Source organism: Cryobacterium luteum (assembly GCF_900110125.1).
GTDB lineage: Bacteria > Actinomycetota > Actinomycetes > Actinomycetales > Microbacteriaceae > Cryobacterium > Cryobacterium luteum.
In genome coordinates this window covers 1-18,007 of record NZ_FOCN01000001.1, presented here as the reverse complement: position 1 = coordinate 18,007, position 18,007 = coordinate 1, and the positions used below count along the sequence as shown (strand labels likewise).

The 18,007-nt window shown below is 67.5% G+C and carries 17 protein-coding genes; 13 read left to right on the top strand and 4 right to left on the bottom strand.

From position 1 onward, the window contains the following. Positions 1-37 precede the first annotated feature (37 nt). From BMW72_RS00085 to BMW72_RS00070, 4 genes are all read left to right on the top strand, one after another. On the top strand, positions 38-1,291 hold the full coding sequence (locus tag BMW72_RS00085; protein WP_134450396.1) for a sensor histidine kinase: 1,254 nt from the start codon (positions 38-40) through the stop codon (positions 1,289-1,291). Further along, positions 1,288-2,700: a hypothetical protein gene (locus tag BMW72_RS00080; RefSeq protein ID WP_092106036.1), complete on the top strand. Its 1,413-nt coding sequence runs from the start codon at positions 1,288-1,290 to the stop codon at positions 2,698-2,700. The genes BMW72_RS00085 and BMW72_RS00080 overlap by 4 nt, the downstream gene beginning before the upstream one ends. Then, the gene (locus tag BMW72_RS00075; protein WP_092106034.1) at positions 2,700-3,329 is read left to right on the top strand and encodes a thymidine kinase; all 630 of its coding nucleotides are present in this window, start codon (positions 2,700-2,702) and stop codon (positions 3,327-3,329) included. The genes BMW72_RS00080 and BMW72_RS00075 overlap by 1 nt, the downstream gene beginning before the upstream one ends. Positions 3,330-3,537: 208 nt before the next feature. Then, a complete protein-coding gene (locus BMW72_RS00070; RefSeq protein ID WP_134450395.1) occupies positions 3,538-4,077 on the top strand; it encodes an LPXTG cell wall anchor domain-containing protein in 540 nt (179 codons plus the stop codon). Between the two features lie 215 nt (positions 4,078-4,292). On the opposite strand, the gene BMW72_RS00065 is transcribed toward BMW72_RS00070, so the two are convergent. After that, positions 4,293-4,601: a DUF7882 family protein gene (locus BMW72_RS00065; protein WP_092106030.1), complete on the bottom strand. Its 309-nt coding sequence runs from the start codon at positions 4,599-4,601 to the stop codon at positions 4,293-4,295. 210 nt (positions 4,602-4,811) lie between these two features. Beyond that, the gene (locus tag BMW72_RS00060) at positions 4,812-5,681 is read right to left on the bottom strand and encodes a CPBP family glutamic-type intramembrane protease (RefSeq protein WP_166787752.1); all 870 of its coding nucleotides are present in this window, start codon (positions 5,679-5,681) and stop codon (positions 4,812-4,814) included. Positions 5,682-5,831: 150 nt separating this feature from the next. On the opposite strand from BMW72_RS00060, the gene BMW72_RS00055 reads away from it, so the two are divergent. The 9 genes from BMW72_RS00055 to hisD all read left to right on the top strand — a co-directional run bounded on the left by BMW72_RS00055 (position 5,832) and on the right by hisD (position 16,385). Next, positions 5,832-7,277 (top strand): tyrosine-protein kinase domain-containing protein, encoded by a 1,446-nt coding sequence (locus BMW72_RS00055; RefSeq protein ID WP_092106026.1) that lies wholly within the window; start codon positions 5,832-5,834, stop codon positions 7,275-7,277. Between the two features lie 29 nt (positions 7,278-7,306). Beyond that, entirely contained in the window at positions 7,307-9,097 is a 1,791-nt protein-coding gene (locus tag BMW72_RS00050; protein ID WP_092106024.1) for a DUF4012 domain-containing protein, read from the top strand. A gap of 92 nt (positions 9,098-9,189) precedes the next feature. Continuing rightward, positions 9,190-9,714: a hypothetical protein gene (locus BMW72_RS00045; RefSeq protein ID WP_092106022.1), complete on the top strand. Its 525-nt coding sequence runs from the start codon at positions 9,190-9,192 to the stop codon at positions 9,712-9,714. A 107-nt stretch (positions 9,715-9,821) separates the two neighbouring features. Continuing rightward, positions 9,822-11,258 (top strand): tyrosine-protein kinase domain-containing protein, encoded by a 1,437-nt coding sequence (locus BMW72_RS00040; protein WP_092106020.1) that lies wholly within the window; start codon positions 9,822-9,824, stop codon positions 11,256-11,258. Then, positions 11,255-12,085: an arsenate reductase/protein-tyrosine-phosphatase family protein gene (locus tag BMW72_RS00035; protein ID WP_092106018.1), complete on the top strand. Its 831-nt coding sequence runs from the start codon at positions 11,255-11,257 to the stop codon at positions 12,083-12,085. The genes BMW72_RS00040 and BMW72_RS00035 overlap by 4 nt, the downstream gene beginning before the upstream one ends. After that, positions 12,085-13,110 (top strand): hypothetical protein, encoded by a 1,026-nt coding sequence (locus BMW72_RS00030; protein ID WP_134361496.1) that lies wholly within the window; start codon positions 12,085-12,087, stop codon positions 13,108-13,110. Before BMW72_RS00035 ends, BMW72_RS00030 begins: the two co-directional genes overlap by 1 nt. Positions 13,111-13,427: 317 nt before the next feature. Next, positions 13,428-13,748, top strand: a complete 321-nt coding sequence (locus tag BMW72_RS00025; protein WP_092106014.1) for a hypothetical protein — start codon at positions 13,428-13,430, stop codon at positions 13,746-13,748. Positions 13,749-13,960: 212 nt separating this feature from the next. Further along, the gene (locus BMW72_RS00020) at positions 13,961-14,863 is read left to right on the top strand and encodes a LysR family transcriptional regulator (protein WP_092106012.1); all 903 of its coding nucleotides are present in this window, start codon (positions 13,961-13,963) and stop codon (positions 14,861-14,863) included. 172 nt (positions 14,864-15,035) lie between these two features. Next, positions 15,036-16,385 carry a histidinol dehydrogenase gene (gene hisD / locus BMW72_RS00015; protein WP_092106010.1) on the top strand — a complete coding sequence of 450 codons (1,350 nt, stop codon included), beginning with the start codon at positions 15,036-15,038 and terminating at the stop codon, positions 16,383-16,385. A 211-nt stretch (positions 16,386-16,596) separates the two neighbouring features. On the opposite strand, the gene BMW72_RS00010 is transcribed toward hisD, so the two are convergent. After that, positions 16,597-17,265 carry a DUF5134 domain-containing protein gene (locus BMW72_RS00010; RefSeq protein WP_166787751.1) on the bottom strand — a complete coding sequence of 223 codons (669 nt, stop codon included), beginning with the start codon at positions 17,263-17,265 and terminating at the stop codon, positions 16,597-16,599. 204 nt (positions 17,266-17,469) lie between these two features. Next, a partial coding sequence (locus tag BMW72_RS00005) for a copper amine oxidase (protein ID WP_482764167.1) occupies positions 17,470-18,007 on the bottom strand: 538 nt, incomplete at its 5' end.

Genomic DNA, 18,007 nt, shown 5'->3' with positions numbered 1-18,007 from the left:
ACACCCACCCCAATGCCATACTTACCGAGGGGGAAAAATGTCTCTAGGATTACCCGGCCACCTGGTGCAGCTGACGCTGGCGCGCGCCCTCGCTCGGGCTGCTCACTGGTTTGCGCTGACTTGCCTCATGGCGGGGGCCGTGTCGGTCTCCATCCTCAGCCTGAACCGGCCCGAGCTCTGGATCACCGTCGTAGCCGTCGTTGCCATGGGCGCCCTGCTGGTGCTCTTCACCCGGCACCGTCGCATTGGGTTCGCGGTCGCCTATCTCGTCGTGGGCACCCTCGGCGTCTACGTCTTCACCCAGGCCGTGCTCGGCGTTCCCGACGTATTCCCCGCCTCGAATATGTTCCTCGTGGCCCTGCCGAAGATGGCGCTCGTCATGGTCGGCGGCGCCGGATCCACCGCCCTCGCCGGCGTGCTCTGGAGCACCGCGGCGTTCCTCTTGGCGGAGTTCGCCGCCCTTCTCGCCATCCTCGGCACCGTGGTGCCCTACCGCCCCGACCTGTTCACCCTCTCGACCTACCTCGTGCTCGTCGGCGTCATGGTGCTCGCCGGAATCGACCGCCGCTTGAGCAACGCCGCCCAGCCCGCCATTCACCGCGCGGTGCAGGACGGCGCCAACCGGCAGCTGCGCGACGCCCTCGACACGCGCGCCATCGCCCTGCTCAACGACACGACGGTGGCCCAGCTCGTCGCGCTCTCCCTCGCCGAACCCGGCGCTCTCTCTCCGGCCCTCCAGGCCAGCCTCCGCTACACCCTGACCACCCTGCACGACACCGACTGGCTCACCGACATCGACGCCCGCGGCAACACCGGCCCGCAACCAACGTCGCCCGTTAAGGCTCAAACACCCGCACCATCGCACCAGCACACGCCCGAACCGACCCAGCAAACCGTGACCAGCGCCGTCACCGCTGCCATCGAACGGGGCCGCGACCGCGGGCTGAAGATCGACGTCACCGGCGACGTCGACGCCCTCGCCCGCCTCGATGCCGGCAGCGACCGCGCGGTCGGCCTCGCCGTGCAGCAGTGCCTGGTCAACGTCATCCTCCACGCCGGAATCGCCTCGGCCGAGGTGGCCATCGAACAAGACCTGACCACGATTTCCCTGCGCATAACGGATGCCGGGCGCGGCTTCACCGAATCCGAATCCGCTTCCGACCGCCTCGGACTCCGGCAGTCCGTGCGGCGCCGCATCGAACAGCTCGGCGGATCCGTGCTGATCTGGAGCCGCCCCGGCGCCGGAACGAGTATTCGTCTGACCGTACCCGCGGCTCAGAAGGACTCATGACTCGCGCGACCCCCACTCCCCGACGGCCGCGCGCGCCGGCATCCGCTTCACAGCAGCGCCTCGACCCGATTGGCGGCCTTGCTGCCTGGCCTCTGGCCCCCGTCGTGGCCGTCATCGTCGTGACCTACGCCGTCGTCGCCACCACCAGCCGCCAGCACGAGATTCAGCTCGAAGAGTTCGCCGCGGCCGCCGTTGCCGTGCTCATCATCGCGGCTGCCGTGCTGGTCTGGTCGGCCAGGCCCGACCTGGCTCCCTTCACCCGCACCCGAGCCGTCATGATCGTGGCCCTCGGCCTCACAGCGCACCTGCTCGCTGCGGCCAGCACCTGGCAACTCAACGGCACGGTGCAAGACGATTTCGCCCCGATCGGCCTCGGCCTGCTGATGCTCGCCCTCGCGCCCTTCCGGCCCTGGAAAGAAATCCTCGTCCTCGGAACCGGCTCAGCGCTCACCGTTGGCATCACCGCCCTCGCCCAATCGCCGTTCCTCGGCATTCAGACCCCGCCCATGCTGTTCGCCATCATTGCCATGACCCAGGTGCTCGCCCCCACCCTCGCCTCCGCTGCGTATTCGCGTCAGGTCGTCAACTCCATTCACCGCTGGCAAACGGATGCCCGCCGCGCCATCCGCGCGCGCACGGAAGCCAGTCGCGGCCTCCTCGCCACCGAAGTGGTCGACCATCGGCTCAAGAACCTCGGGGCCGATGTGCTGCCCTTTCTGGCTGACGTTCTTGAGCGACAGACCCTGACAGCGGCCGACATCAAACGCGCGCGCTCCCTCGCTTTTCAGGTGCGTCGGGTGCTCGTCGCGGAGGTCGACCACACCTGGCTCGACGACCTCATCGACCGCGAACGCGCAGCCCTGACCGCCCGCGGCCTCACCCCGCTCTGCGTCATCGCCGACCCCGAGCGTCGCGCGACCGGTTTCGACTCCGACCAGCGCGCCGCCGTCGCAGCCCTGATCGTGGCTCTCTGCCGGCTGAAAGGCTTCGACCCCACGAGCCTCGTCGTGCAGATCGACGGATCCGGCGCCGCCCCCGCCGACACCGACCAGATCACCCAGGCCTTCGGCCAGCGCGGAGCCCGCCCCACCCCGGCCACCGACACGACGACCATGGCCATCGTCACCGCCGCGCAGACGCAGGCGGCCGCGCAGGCCAGGGCCCAGGCCCTCGCGCAGGCCCAGGTGCACGCCGCGACCACGCCCCGAACCCCCGGCACCGCCGCCCCGCGCGACACGATCACCATCCAGGCCGGCATCTCCCTGCCGCCGTTTCAGCGGCGCCGGGCCCTGCGCCCGTACCTCAGCGTGCTGCGGTCCGTGTTCACCCGGGTGCGCGTGACCAGCCGGCATCCGCTGCTCACGCTAGAATTTGACGCTGAACGCTTCCAGACCAAAGGCACCCGATAATGGCCAAACTGTACTTTCGCTACGGCGCCATGAACAGCGGCAAAAGTACGTCTATGCTGCAAGCGGCATACAACTATGAGGAGCGCGGGCACCACGTCCTGCTCGCCAAACCGTCCGTCGACACCAAGGGCGACCGCGGCATTCTCTCCCGCCTCGGCGTCACACGGGCCGTCGATTTTCTGCTGACCCCCGAAACGGATGCCTACGCCGCCTTCCAGCAGCACCGCGCGCAGGTGCTGAAACAGTCCGGCCGCGATGTGAGCGCCCTCTTGCTCGACGAGGCCCAGTTTCTCACCGAGACCCAGGTCGACGATCTGCTGCGCATCGCCATTCTCGAGAACGTGCCCGTGTTGGCTTACGGCATTCGCACGGACTTTCAGACCGTCGCCTTTCCCGGCAGCCGCCGCCTGCTCGAGGTGTCGCACAGCCTCGAAGAGCTCAAGACTATCTGCCGATGCGGGCGCAAGGCCGTTTTCAACGGTCGCAAGATTGGCGGCGTCTACGTTTTCGACGGCGACCAGGTGGCCATCGACGGCGAAGAGGTCACCTACGAGTCGCTCTGCGGCAGCTGCTATCTCGAAGAGAGCCACGGCGTGCTCAACAACCGCAGCCGGCCGACCCCCGCCTAGCTGGAGCGAACACGACTGAATTAAACACCCCCACTACGGGTGCTTAACCGCGTTTCTTCGCATATTTTGCGCACAAGATGACAAAACAATTGTGTATTGCACCAACCAGCCCGCTAACCTGAAAGTCGCCTAGGTATTTCACGACGATATGCCGGGAGGCGCCGACTTCGGCGCATCAGCCATTCACTTACCCGGGGGGACCCTCACTATGTTCAAGAAAAGCCTCGCTACAGCGGCACTCGCCGTCGTCGCCATCTTCGCCTTCGCTCCGGCCGCCAACGCTGTCGACTACGTCTCCGACGCCAAGGTGAGCATTGTCTCTGCTCCCGTCGCCGGCGAGACCGCCGTCGTCGGGTTTGCAGCCAGCGCCTTCGGCAGCGAGGAGAGCGTCACCTACACGGTGTCGGGATCGCACACCGCCGTACTGACCGTCATCAAGACCGCCGTCACCTCGTCTCTCACCAAGAACGCGGAGTTGAACGGTTCTTCGTTCGTCAATGTCGCTATTCCGAGCAATGCCACCGGCGACTACACCGTCCTTGCAAAGTCCGCGACTAAGTCCTACACCGCGACCCTGACAGTCGTCGCAGGCGACGCCGGAGTCGGCACTGCCACGGGCAAGGCCCTTCCCTCCACCGGTTACAACGCTCCGGTCCTCGTCATCTGGGGTGCCGCTGGCCTCCTCATCCTCGGTGCCGCTCTCGTCGCCGTGCGCATCTCGGTTCGTCGTCAGCACGCTGCCGCGTAATTAGCTGTACCGCGTAGCCCCCGCTGCACCTGAACGCCTCGACTCCAGCCGGAGTCGAGGCGTTTTGCGTGCCGGCCGCGCCCTGCCCTCAAGAGCCGCCTCCAACGCGCCCCGATCCGTACACCACCACCAACACCACCACCGCCGGCCCACGCCAGGGCGCAAGAAAGCCCGACCAGAAATCTGGCCGGGCCGGGGCATCCGTTTCGCACCAGTTACAGCACGCGCTGCAGTGGCTCGATCACAACCTGCAGACCGGTCGCCGAGTTGGCCGACAGCGACAGCGCATCGACCCAGTCCCGATTGAGAACGGGCGTCTTGCTGCCGAAGAATTTGAACGACAGGGAGATACCCGGATGCACCCAGACGGTGCTCCGTCCTCCGCCGACGAGCGGGTCGTCACGCCAGGAGAAGTAGAACGATTCACCACGACGCAGCTTGGCGCCGATCACGACTTGAATGTGCGCGAGCACGCGGTCGTCAAAGTCGACGGCGAGACTTGAGTCGTACGTGAACTTGCCCATAAGCGTGCCTCGCGTCGGTTCAAGGGCGCACGCGAACGGGGTAGCCGCGCCGCATACAACCACAGGTTTCGTTCCCGCTTGGAGAGCGGTAATTGCACTGCGATTTTGATCCTAGTGAAGCCGTTCTTCAAAAAGCTCGCCAGGTTAGCCAAAGCTCAGCCCCAAAGATGGGGACAATCGGACCGGTCTGCACCCTGGCACCGGCCGGTGTCAGAGACTCAGCACAGCCGGCACGATCACAAGCCCGTTGAAGGTGATGTGCGCAATGACCGCGCCGCCGATTCGGCCGGTCGCCAGCGAAACGGATGCCGCGGCCAGCCCGAAAAGCAGCGTCGAGACTCCGACCACCACGATGGCATCGGTGCTCGCGGGGTCGATGGTCACGAGGTGCATGAGCGCGAACGTCAGCCCGCTGACCCCGATCGCGATCGAAGCGGCCCACCCTCCGGACGAGGCCAGTGCGTTATGCCGGTAAATCTGAGACACGCCGGGCACAACGGGCGCCGAATCCGGCGTGTCGTGATTTTCACCGGCATTGCGTACCCGACTCGCCGCCACCTGCCCATAAACCGCCCGCAGCACGAGCCCGCGAAAGAAGAGTTCCTCCACGAGCGGGGCGAGCAGCACGGGGGCCAGCAGAGCGCCGAACAGCCACCAGAGGTCGTAGACGGTTTCACCGAACGTGGCGCCGGCCGTGCCGATGCTGCCGTAGCCCCAGATCTCGATCAGGCTGGCCAGGGTGCGAGCCAGCAGCCCGATCGCGAGCCCCCAGATCAGGTCGATCGGGCGAAAGAACAGCCGCAGTATCGAGCGGATGCCGCCCCTCGAGTCGGCCGCGAGCCTCCCACCCGGCCCCGGGCCACCCGCGCCGGCCGGGCCGGCTCGCCCAATAGAAGCGCCAGCCACCCCGATCGCCGCGAGCAGCGGCACCCAGACGCACAGATAGCCCAGCAGCGTGGCCAGATGAGGGTCGGAGAACGTTGTGGCGCCCACGAACACCAGCAGCACCATGGCCACCACAACCCCGATGCCGGCGGGCACGAGCAGACGCCGGGCCTCCGGGTGAACGATTGCCCCCATAAAATGCACCCTCCCCATCACCACAAAACTACCGGTCTGCGTGCCCGCTAAAGTTCGATACCCTCGGAAGAGGGGAGCCGCACGTTCGTGCGGTGAAGTACGCGCCGAATCGGGGGCTGCATTCCTCGTTTAAGAGGGGATCGCCGCCGCATGGAACTTCGCGACTACATTCGCATTCTGCGCAAGAGCTGGGTGCTCATCGTGCTGTGCACGCTGGTGGCCGTGGGTGCGGCATCCGCTTATTCGATTCTGCAGACGCCGCAGTACAGCGCGACCTCCAAGGTGTTCGTTTCCACCCAGTCCAGCGGCTCGACCGCCGACCTGGCCCAGGGCAATAACTTCTCGGTGGCCCGGGTCAAAACCTATTCCGCGCTGGTGACCACGCCCATCGTGCTGCTGCCGGTCATCGCCAGCCAGGGCCTCGCTGTGCCGGCCGATGCCCTGGCCGAGAAGGTCGTCGCCAGCGCCCAGCTCGACACGTCGATCATTGAAATCACGGTCACCGACACCGACCCGGTGCGCGCCGCCGACACGGCCAACGCCGTTTCGGCTAGCCTCACCCTGGTCGTCGAAGACATTGAGACGCCCGACACCGCCGACGCGGCCTCCCCGGTCAAGCTCACCCGCGCGCAGGAGGCCAGCGTCGCCACCGTTCCGGTGAGCCCCAACGTGCCGCTCAACATCGCCCTCGGCGCGCTCGTGGGCCTGGCCCTCGGCGTGGGCATCGCCGTGCTGCGCGAAACCCTCGAAACCCGCATCCGCAACACCCGCGACGTGGAACAGCTCACCGACCTGCCCATTCTCGGCGGCATCGTCTTCGATCCCAAGGCCAAAGACCGGCCCCTCATCGTGCACGTCGACCCGCGCAGCCCCCGCGCCGAGTCTTTTCGCACGCTGCGCACCAACCTGCAGTTTCTCGATGTGGGCCGGGTCGAGCGCTCCTTCGTCATCACCTCCTCGATCGAGAGCGAGGGTAAGAGCACGACCGGCGCCAACCTGGCCATCGCCCTGGCCGACGCCGGTTCCCGCGTGCTGCTCGTCGACGCCGACCTGCGCCGCCCCAAGGTCGCCGACTATATGGACATCGAGGGCGCCGTCGGTCTCACCGACGTGCTCATCGGCCGCGCCGACCTGGCCGACGTCATTCAGCCCTGGGGTAAGGGGCAGCTGTTCGTGCTGCCGGCCGGCCACGTTCCGCCCAATCCGAGCGAGCTGCTCGGCTCCACCCGCATGACCCAGCTGATCGTCGAATTCAACCGGGCCTTCGACGTTGTGCTGTTCGACGCCCCGCCGTTGCTTCCGGTGACGGATGCCGCGGTGCTCGCCAAGAACGTCGGCGGCGCTCTGGTCGTCGTCGCGGCCGGACGCACCCACAAGAACCAGCTCACCGGTGCCATTGCCGCGCTGGGCAATGTGGGCGCCCCCATTTCGGGTCTCGTGCTCACCATGCTGCCCACGAGCGGCCCCGACGCCTACGGCTACGGGCATTACGGCTACGGCTATAGCTACGGCGAAACCGACCCGGTCGCCCCCGCGTCGATTCCCACAGCGGATGCCGCGCCGGCCCGCGCCCGCGGCGCTCGCGTCAAGCCGTAACCGGCCGCGCGCTCTGCTTGAATAGGGCAATGTCTTCCTCCCCCTCGGCACCGGCAGCACCCCCGAAGCGCACGCGCACCATCGTGGGGCTGGTCGTGCTCGGCCTGCTCGTCATCGTGGTAGCGGCCACCGCCTGGGTCGGCATTCGCGGGCTGCAGGCCAAGGACGCCCTCGAAGCCGCTGTACCGCTGGCCGAGAACATCAAAAACCAGATCACCGCCGGTGACGGCGCTGCCGCGGCCGTGACCGCGGCCGAGCTGGCCGACTTCGCCGCCACCGCCCAGGACCGCACGAGCGATCCGATCTGGCGCACCTACGAACTGCTGCCGTTGCTCGGCCCGAACCTCACGGCCGTGAGCCAGCTCGCCGCCGTGGTCGACGATGTCGCCCAAAACGCCGTCACCCCGCTCGCGGCCCTGGCCGGCACCCTCAACCTGGCCGATTTCAAGCCGGTCGACGGCGCCATCGCGCTGCAGCCGCTGCTCGATGCCCAGCCCGCGGTGACGGCGGCCAACACCGCTTTAGAGCGCGCCGCGACCGACGTGAGCGCCATCGAGACCGACACCGTGCTCGATGTCGTGCGCACCGCCGTCACGCGGCTGCAGACCGTCACGGTCGAGACCTCCGCCACCCTCGACGGCATGAACCGCGCCGTCACCCTGCTGCCGGCCATGCTCGGCGCCACGGCACCGCGCGACTATATTCTGCTGTTCCAAAACCCGGCCGAGCTGCGCTCGACCGGCGGCATTCCCGGCGCGCTCGCCCTGTTGCACACCGACAACGGCAGCATCGAACTCACCCAGCAGGCCAGCTCCACCTCGTTCCCCCAGTATCCCGATCCGGTGCTGCCGCTCAGCGACGAAACCCGCAGCATCTACGGCGATATCACTGGCCAGTTCATTCAGAACGTCACGATGACGCCCGACTTCGCGCAGACCGGCGCGCTCGCGCGTGAAATGTGGCGTCTCGAATTCGGCACCGAAGCCAACGGGGTGCTCTCGGTCGACCCGGTCGCGCTGAGCTACCTGCTCGACGCCACCGGCCCGATCACCCTCGCCACGGGCGACGAACTCACCGCCGACAATGCCGTGCAACTGCTGCTGAGCGAGGTCTACGCCCGTTACGAAGACCCCCAGCAGCAGGACATCTTCTTCGCCGCCGCCGCCGGTGCCGTGTTCGACGCCGTCAAGAGCGGCAACGCCGACCCCACCAAGCTCATCGCGGCGCTGGCCCGCGCTGCCACCGAGAACCGGGTGCTGGTCTACAACGCCGACCCGGCCGAGCAGGCCATCCTCCACGGCACCACCCTGGCCGGAGCTCGCCCGATCAGCGACGACATGACCAACCGCTTCGGGCTCTACCTCAACGACGGCACCGGCGCCAAGATGGACCTCTACCTCGATGTGCAGACCGCGATCGGCCAGCAGACCTGCCGCAAGGACCTGCGCCCGCAGTACGCGCTCGAGGTCACCCTCACCAACACGGCCCCAGCGGATGCCGCCACCACCCTCCCCGCGTATGTCACCGGCGGCGGCGCCTTCGGGGTACCGCTCGGCAACATCAAAACCATGGTGTCGGGCTACGGCACTCCCGAGGTACAAAACCTCGGCCTCACCCGGGACGGCGCCGAGGTGCCGTATCACCCGGCGATCGACGCCGGCTACGCGGTGAGCACCATCGGTATCGAGCTCGCGCCCGGCGAAAGCACCGTGCTGCGCTTCAACTGGCTCGGCCCCAAGCCCTTCAGCGGCAACCTCGAGCTGCGCAGCACTCCGCTGATCGCGCTGAACGAGACGGCATCACTAGACTTCAGTTGTTAGGGTTCGCCACGGGGTGACCACGGCGATCGCACACTCAGAGAGATCCGGGCAACCACGGTGATCCGGCACCAACGCACTACGGGGGATTCACCTTGATCAAAAAACTTCTGGCCACACTCGCGCTCGTGGGCGTTGCCCTGCTGGCTGGCCCGGTCGCCGCGCACGCCGCCGGCTACGTTGCCGCCGATCTCATCACCGTCTCCGGCAGCCAGAGCGCCGGCAGCACGGTCACCGTGGCGTTCAACGACGGCGCCTTCACCGCTGCCGAAAAGGTCGCCGTCGCCGTCTCCGGCGAGGGGTCGGTCACCCTGGCCGCCCTGCGCGCCACCACCGTCGACACTCGGAAGACGGCCACCGGCGCCGGCGCCCTCGACCTCAAGGTCACCCTGCCCACGGGGGCGACCGGTTCCTACACGCTCACCGCCACCGGGCTCAGCTCACAGAACGTCGGTACGGCCACAATCACGGTTGCCGCCGCCGATGGCACCGACCTCGCCGCGGCGGGTTTCGACCTCCCGATCGTGCTCATCTTCAGTGCCGCCGGCGCGCTGCTGCTCGGCGTCGGCCTCGTCATTGCGCTGCGTCTCACCCTGCGCCGCCGCGCCGCCACCGTCTAGTTCAACGGCTCACCCCCTGATTGCGGGCCGCAGACGCACCCAGACGGCCCCGTCACCTGTGTCAAGCTACGGGTTGGCAGCTTTGTATCGCAACGAAAGGTAGCAGCGTGGAACTCCGCGACTACATCCGTATCCTGCAGAAGAGTTGGATGCTCATCGTGGCGCTGACCCTCGTGGCCGTCGCCGCGGCATCCGTTTTCTCGATTCTGCAGACGCCGACCTTCAGCGCCACCTCGAAGGTGTTCGTGTCGACGCAGTCGAGCGGCACCACGAGCGACCTCGTGCAGGGGGCGAGTTTCACCGTGGCCCGGGTCAAGTCCTATTCCGGTATCGCCGTCACGCCGCTCGTGCTGCTGCCGGTCATCGAGAGCCTGAAGCTCGACGTGTCGGCGGCGGAACTGGCCGACAGCGTGGCCGTATCGGCGCCGCTGGACACCTCGATCATTGATATTGCCGTCACCGACGCCGACCCGAGGCGCGCCGCCGACATCGCCAACGCCATCTCGCAGAGCCTCGCCCGCAATGTGCAGCAGATCGAGCAACCCGATGCGGTCACCGGGGCACCGGCCGTGAAACTCACCCGGGTGCAGGTGGCGAGCGTGCCGTCGTCGCCGGTGGCTCCGAACGTTCCGCTCAACATTGCGCTCGGCGCGCTCGTGGGCCTGGCCCTCGGCGTCGGCCTCGCGGTTCTGCGCGAAACCCTCGACACCCGCATTCGCAGCCAGCGCGATGTGGAACAGGTCACCGACCTGCCCATCATCGGCGGCATCGTGTTCGACCCGAAGGCCACCGAGCGACCGCTCATCGTGCACGCCGACCCGCGCAGCCCCCGAGCGGAGTCCTTTCGCACGCTGCGCACCAACCTGCAGTACCTCGACGTGGAGCGCGCCGACCGCTCGTTCGTGGTGACCTCGTCGATCGGCGGCGAGGGCAAGAGCACCACGAGCGCCAATCTCGCCATCTCCCTGGCGGATGCCGGTGCCCGCGTTCTGCTCGTCGACGCGGACCTGCGCAGACCGCGCATCGCCGAGTACATGAACATCGAGGGCGCTGTCGGTCTCACCGACGTGCTCGTCGGGCGGGCCGAACTCGAAGACGTCATCCAGCCCTGGGGTCGCGGCCAGCTGTTCGTGCTGCCCGCCGGCCACATTCCGCCGAACCCGAGCGAGCTGCTCGGATCGTCGCGCATGGCGCAGATCATCGAGGACTTCAACCGCACCTTCGACGTCGTCATCTTCGACTGCCCGCCGCTGCTTCCCGTAACGGATGCCGCCATCCTCGCGAAGAGCGTCGGCGGTGCCATTCTCATTGTCGCGGCCGGGCGCACGCAGAAGAACCAGCTGACCGGCGCCATCGCCGCGCTCGACAAGGTCGGCGCCCCAATCAGCGGGGTGGTCATGACCATGCTGCCCACCAAGGGACCGGATGCCTACGGTTACGGCAACTACGGCCAGTATGGGTACGGCCAGACCTACGGCGACGTCGGCCCGGCTCCCGAGATCGTCGCCCCCAACTACTCCCGTCGATTGAGGTCCAAAGCATGATCGCGCCCCTGCACCCCGACCGTCCGGCCGCCGCCCGTGCCCGCTCTGAGTCTGGCGCCAGTGCGGTGTCTGGTGCCCGCTCTGAGCCTGGTGCTGCCGCGGCGTCCCAGCGCCCCGCTCTCCATACCCCGCGCATTCTTATCGTCTGCACCGGCAACATCTGCCGGTCGCCGCTCGCCGAACAGCTGCTGCGTGAGAACCTGCGGGCCGCCGGCATTGACGCCGTCGTCTCGAGCGCCGGAACCCACGCCATGATCGGCAGCGCCATGACCCCCGAGGCTGCCGCGCTGTCGTCGCAATACGGAGCCTCCAGCACCCAGCACGTTGCTCGCCAGCTCACCGAGCAGCTCATCGCTGACGCCGACCTCGTGCTCACCGCCACCCGCGACCATCGCCGCGAGGTCGTCACGCTGCTGCCCAAAGCCACCCGCTACACCTTCACCCTCAACCAGTTCGCCCGCCTGGTCGCCGCGAACCCGACCTCCGGCACCGACTCCGCCCAGTCGATCGCCACCCATCCGTTCGTCGAGCCGGTCAACACCGACCCGCAGGTTGAGCCTGTCGGGACAAATCCGTTGGTCGAGCCTGCCGAGACCGCCATCGGACTGCCGCACGCCGCCTCAGCATCCCGGCCATCCCTCGACTTCACCGCCTTCATCGCCGAGGTAGCCTCGACACGCGGACTCCACCCCTCGCCCAACCCGCCGACCCTCGACGACGTCGATGACCCCTACCGCCAGTCGGCTGCCGTTTACGCTCGCGCGGCCGCGGCCATCAACGCCTCCGTCACCACAATCACGGCCGCCCTCGTCGCGGCCGGAGCCTGATGTCCCAGCAGTCCCGTCGTCGTCGCCGGAGCCTGATGCCCCAGCAGTCCCGTCGCCGCCGCCTGATCGCTTATGCCGCAGTCGGCTTGTTCCTGCTCATCGACGCGGTGCTCATCATGAGCGCGCTCACCTCCACCTCCGTCGACGCAGCCGTCGACGCGTCGTCGACGCCGGCGGCATCCGCTTTCCCCACGGCAAGTCCCACCCCGTCGCCCACCCCCACCCCCACGCGCACGGCGGCACCCACCGTCGCCCCGGTACCGGCCTCCCGCCTGCTCTCCGCCGTGTCGAACACCGCGGCCTGGCGCGCCACGACCGGACCCTGCCCGGCCACCCCGGCGTCGCCCGAACTGAGCACCGACTCCGGTGCCAGCTGGACCGCCAGCAACGCCACCGCACCGACCGGCGTCACCGGCCTGCAATCGATCACCGCCCAGAGCGAGTCGGTCGCAGAATTCATCGGCCTCGACGACGCAGACTGCGCTCCGCAGTTCGTGAAGACCTTCATCGGTGGCGACAACTATTCCAGCTACCCCGACCAGCTCGACGCCGCCTGGTACGTCGACCCCGCCGACCGGGCCACCGTACACGGCCCCGACGGGCTCGCCCCGGCTCCCTGCGACGCCGTCGTCACCCTGGCCGCGAGCTCGGACGATGCCGACTCCGCCGCCGTGCTCTGCACCGACGGTCGCCTCTTCGCCACAACGGATGCCGCCGCCACCTGGTCACCGCCCGTCACCGTGGCTGGAATGGTCACCCTCACCGGCACACCCACCGGATACCTCGCGGTCACCACCACCGTCACGGCCCGATCAGCCACCGCCGACCCGGCGACCTGCGCCGGAGTGAACCTCGTCGCGCTCAGCGTCGACCTCGTACCCACGGTCACCGGCTGCTACGAGACCGAGGAGACGCCAACCGCCCTGGCCGGCAATGTTGCCGTCGCGGTCGCCGACGACACCCTGTGGCTGTGGATCGGCGACGCCACCGCTCGTTCCGCCGACGCCGGCCGCAGCTGGCTTTAGCCGCCCTGCGCCCTCCGGCGCTGGCCACCCCGTGCCCTCCGGCGCTGGCCGTCCCGGTGCCCCGGCTCTGGTCGCCCCGTGCCCTCCACAGCCCCAGCTCGCGCCCGCCGGTCCCCGTGCGTGGCCGCAGCGCGTCAAGCATCCGTCGCCGTGTACGTTATGCCGGTAAAACTGCGACACGCCGAGCCATCTGCACCCAATTCACGGCGTGTCGCGAAATCTACCGGCATAGCGTGCGGCGAGGCCCCCGCCGCGCGATTTGTCCACAAGGCAGCGAATTCCTGACGCATGGTCGCCCGCGGGACTAGTCTCAGCCCATGGACGATAACGTCTCCTGGCTGTTCCAGAAGAAAGACGTGCATCAACCGCGCCACTGCCCGCAGTGCGGCGACCCCATGGAGGTCATCTGGCAGGGCACCGGCTACGACTACGGCTGCACGAACCTCGCCTGCACGAAGCTCTACTTCGGTCCGCCGTACACCGAGGCCGAGCTGGCCACCAGTGTTCCGTCCGGGGTGCGCACGCCCAATTGCCCACGCTGCCTCATGCCCATGAACATCGTCCCCGACGGTGATGACTGGCAGTTCGCCTGCCAGCAAAGCGGATGCGACGGCACCTGGCCCCCCGCCGACTCCTGACCCAGCCCCCGCCGGCCCGAACCCTCCGGCCCGAACCCTCCGGCCCGAACCCTCCGGCCTCTTCCCGTCTCTTTCCTTTCCGGACCCGGGCCCGGCAAGTGGGCCCATGATAGATCGTGGGCCCGGTTGCGCAACATGGGCCGGCGCAGCGGAGGCCACCGCGAGCCAACGCCAACTAGCCCCACCCCGCCCCTCTTCCATAGAGTGAACCTATGACATTGAACCAACTCCGCGTGTTCCTCGCCGCGGCCCGTCTCGGGTCGTTCACCGCGGCCGCCGAATCGCTGGAGATGGCCCAACCCTCGGTCTCGGAGCTGGTCAAGCGTCTCGAGGAGACCTACGGCACCCGCTTGTTCGTGCGCGGGGGCCGCCGCCTCATCCTCACCTCGGCCGGCCGCGAGCTGCTGCCGCTAGCCGAACAGACCGTCGCCAGCGCCGCCGCGGCCGACCGGGCCCTGCGGGCCGTGAACGCCCTCACCGGGGGAGTGGCCTCGTTCGGTCTGCTGCGCAACGCCAACTACTACTCGCTCAGCAATCTGCTGACCCAGTTTCATGCCGCCCACCCGAGCGTGCGGCTGCGGGTGCTCGGTGTGAACTCGGTCGAGGTCGCCCACATGGTGCAGGTCGGCGAGCTCGAGGCTGGCCTCGTCGTGCTTCCGGTCGACACCACCGAACTCAAGGTTCTGCCGCTGCGGCGCGACGAGGTGCTCTACGCCAGCGCGAATCCCGACCACGTCAAAAGCCCGGTCACGCTCGCCGACCTCGCCGCCCGCAACCTCATTCTCTACGACGCTCACTACGGCTGGCGCGACCCGACCCGGCGTCAGCTGGCCGACCGGGCTCAGATCGAGGGCATCACGCTCGAGGCGCGCATCGAGGTCGAGCAGACCAGCTCGGCCCTCAACCTGGTCGCGGCCGGCGCCGGCGACACCTTCGTCTCCAAAACCATCGTCGACAGCGGCACCTGCCCGCCCGAAATCTTCTATACGTCCTTCGCCGACCCGTTCTTCGAGACGGTGGCCCTGGTGCAGCGGGAGGACACCGTGCTCTCGCCGGCCACCGCCGAGCTCGCGCGCCTGGCCCAGCTGATGCTCTCCGACTCCGCCAACCTCTAGCCACACGCTCCCCGACGACAACCGCACGCGACCGGCCAGCAGCGCAAGGGCCACCGTCCCGAAGTTCATCACCGACAGCCACCCGTCCAATGCCTGCGTATAGCCTGACCCTATGTCAGGTACGTGTTATGCGGCATTGTCCTTTGATACCGATTCTTCTAGACTCCGAACCATGCTCTTCACACCCTCAGTTCTCCAGTCCCTGGCCGGCTCGTTCACCACCGTGAAGGTACCCGCCGTCAACGCACCTGCTGCCCAGCGCGACCCGGCCGTGGCCGAAACCGTCAGCCGCATGCTGCTCGACATCGAAAAGCGCGGCCTCGACGCCATCGGCGACTACGCCCGCAAGCTCGATCGCTGGGACGGCCGCTCCTTCGAGCTCGACGCCCAGACCATCCGCACGAGCGGTGACCGACTGGCCCCCGACCTGCGCGCGGCCATCGACCTGGGCTCTGAGCGCACCCGGGCCTTCGCCCTCGAGCAGCGTCGCCGCCTGGTCGACTTCGAGACCGAGCCGATCCCGGGCCTGGTCACCGGCGTCAAGTACGTTCCGGTGACCCGCGTCGGCGCCTACCTGCCGGCCGGACGCTTTCCGCTCACCGCGAGCGCCTTCATGACCGTCGGGGTGGCCAAGGCCGCCGGTGTCGACACCGTTCTGGCCTGCAGCCCGCCGCAGCCCGACGGCGGCGCCAATGACGCCGTCGTCTACGCCGCCTACGTGAGCGGCGTCGACCGCATCTTCGTGCTCGGCGGCGTGCAGGCCCTCGCCGCCATGGCCTTCGGCCTGCTCGGTGAGCTGCCCGTTGACATGCTCGTCGGAGCCGGCAACGCCTTCGTCGCCGAGGCCAAGCGCCAGCTCTTCGGCACCGCTGCGATCGACCTGCTCGCCGGTCCGTCCGAGGTGGCCGTACTCGCCGACGAAACCGCCGACCCCGAGATCGTCGCTGCCGACCTGCTCGGCCAGGCCGAACACGGCCCCAACTCGCCGGCCGCGCTCGTCACCACCTCGCAGGCCCTGGCCGACGCGGTCAACGAAGCCATCCTGCGTCAGATCGCCGGTCTCTCCACCGTCGAGATCCTCTCGGCGGCCTGGCGCGACTTCGGTTCGATCACCGTCGCCAAGGACCGCGAGACCGCGGTCACCCTCATGGACGATCTGGCCCCCGAGCACCTCGAAATCATCACGAGCGATGATGACTGGTACCACGAGAACCTGCGCAACTACGGCTCCCTCTTCATCGGTGCGTGGAGCACCGTGGCGTACTCCGATAAGGGGATGGCGGGCACGAACCACACGCTGCCCACTGCCGGTGGTGCCAAGCACAGCGCCGGTCTGTCGGCTGCCCGGTTCGTGAAGCCGCTGACCTACCAGCGCATCTCGAAGGAGGCAACCCCTGAACTCGCCGTTGCCGTTCAGGTGATCAGCGACTCCGAGGGCATGAGCGCCCACAGCGCCACGGCCACGATGCGCCTGGCTCGCTACGAGCTGCCCGAGGCTGAGCTGCTCGCACTCAGCCTGTAATTCAAGCAATATTCGTTCAGGTCATTAGCCGTGGTTAGTTTCACTAACCACGGCTAATCGGCGTTAAGTGACTCGTTCTCGTTCGCATACATATGCTCAACGTTCGCACGTCAATCAGGCTCGGGTGAACAGTCAGAGAGAAGCACTTTCGCTCATCATGCCGGTGTCGCTGGCAGAGGGCTCGGGCCACGAGCCAGCTATACACAGAGGACTAGGCCATAGCGGCAAACATCACGGCCATGGCGGCCGCGCCGAGAGCTTCAAACCCGTGTTCTGCTGGCACGGAATGACTTCGATGCGCCGAATTGCGGCGGGGGGTTTTCGATAGCTGCCGCCGCACCTGAAGGACGATGAAAACCACGGCCGCTGTTCCAAAGAGTGTTGTCAGCGCAATCGCCACAAGGGGGGCGGCTTCCAGCTTCAATCCGCCGGTACTGGGCGCTGCGGTCGCCATCGCGTGGTGGGCGCTGGCCAGGGCAGTGTGACTCTGGGTCAGAATTCCTTGGCCAGCGGATGCGACATGCCCCATCATCATTGCGACCATGAGTGCGGCGCTGGCCATGGAGATGCTGTGGTAAACGCATTTCAACCGGTCCTGACTGCTGGGGCAGAGGGATCTGAGTTCGGGTCTGGCGACCGCCTGAAGCACAAACCACAGTGCCGCGCCGGCGAGAACCGCGATCTGAACCAGCATCGTCGTTGCACCCAGGGGCCACAGCATTGACGCCATCACGACATTCATGAGGGCGCTGAGAGCGTGGTTGACCCGGTTCGTGATCTGGTGAGACCGGGTTGCTTGCACCACATAGAAGCACGCGCTGAGCAACAAGACGGCTGTGAGGGTCCAGGTAATTGCGGGGAGATCGAACACGCGAATCACGCTTTCTACTGGGTTGTGCCGAGATGCGGGTTCGGTCCCCAGTGCGGCTGCAACCGCACTGGGGACCGCTTGTCTTGCGCTGTTCCCATACCAGCTCCGGGTCATCACCCGGAGCCTGATTCAGTTCCCGAAATCTGATCAGTTCGAGGGGAATTCGGTAGCACTGCCGCCTGCACAGTGGGTTCCCCCCGAAGCGTGATCAGGTCAGTGTCCGCTGCAGCACTGCGCCGCGTCGGACGTGACCGGCTCGGACTCGGGGAGGTTGAGGGTGGGGTTTTCGTCGAAGAAGCCGTGGGGTTCGATCATGAAGCCGATGTTTTGGCGGGGCATGACGGGCCAGTCTTCGAGGCGCACGACGTGGTGCATTCCGAAGGTGTACCAGACGACGAGATCCTGGTCGACGATGTTCCGGTCGGCGAGGGTCCACGTGGGCAGGCCATCGCCGCCGGTGCTCTGGTTCGGGAACTCGCCAGCCGGAAAACGCTCGGCCCGGTCGTAAGCGGTCACCCACAGGTTGTTGCGAGCAAACTGAGCGCGCTGACTCACGTGGGAACGCTCGTCGGCGGCCAGGGTGATCGCATTCGTGGGGATGAGGCGGTAGGCCACCGGCTCGTTGACCAGGTTCTTGCTGTCGCGGTTGGCGACCTTCCAGAAGCGGTGCTTGGAGCTGTCGGCCTTGCGGATTGCCGCCTGCTCGGTTTCGAGCAGTCGATCAACCGCACGGAACGCGGTGAGGGTGGGG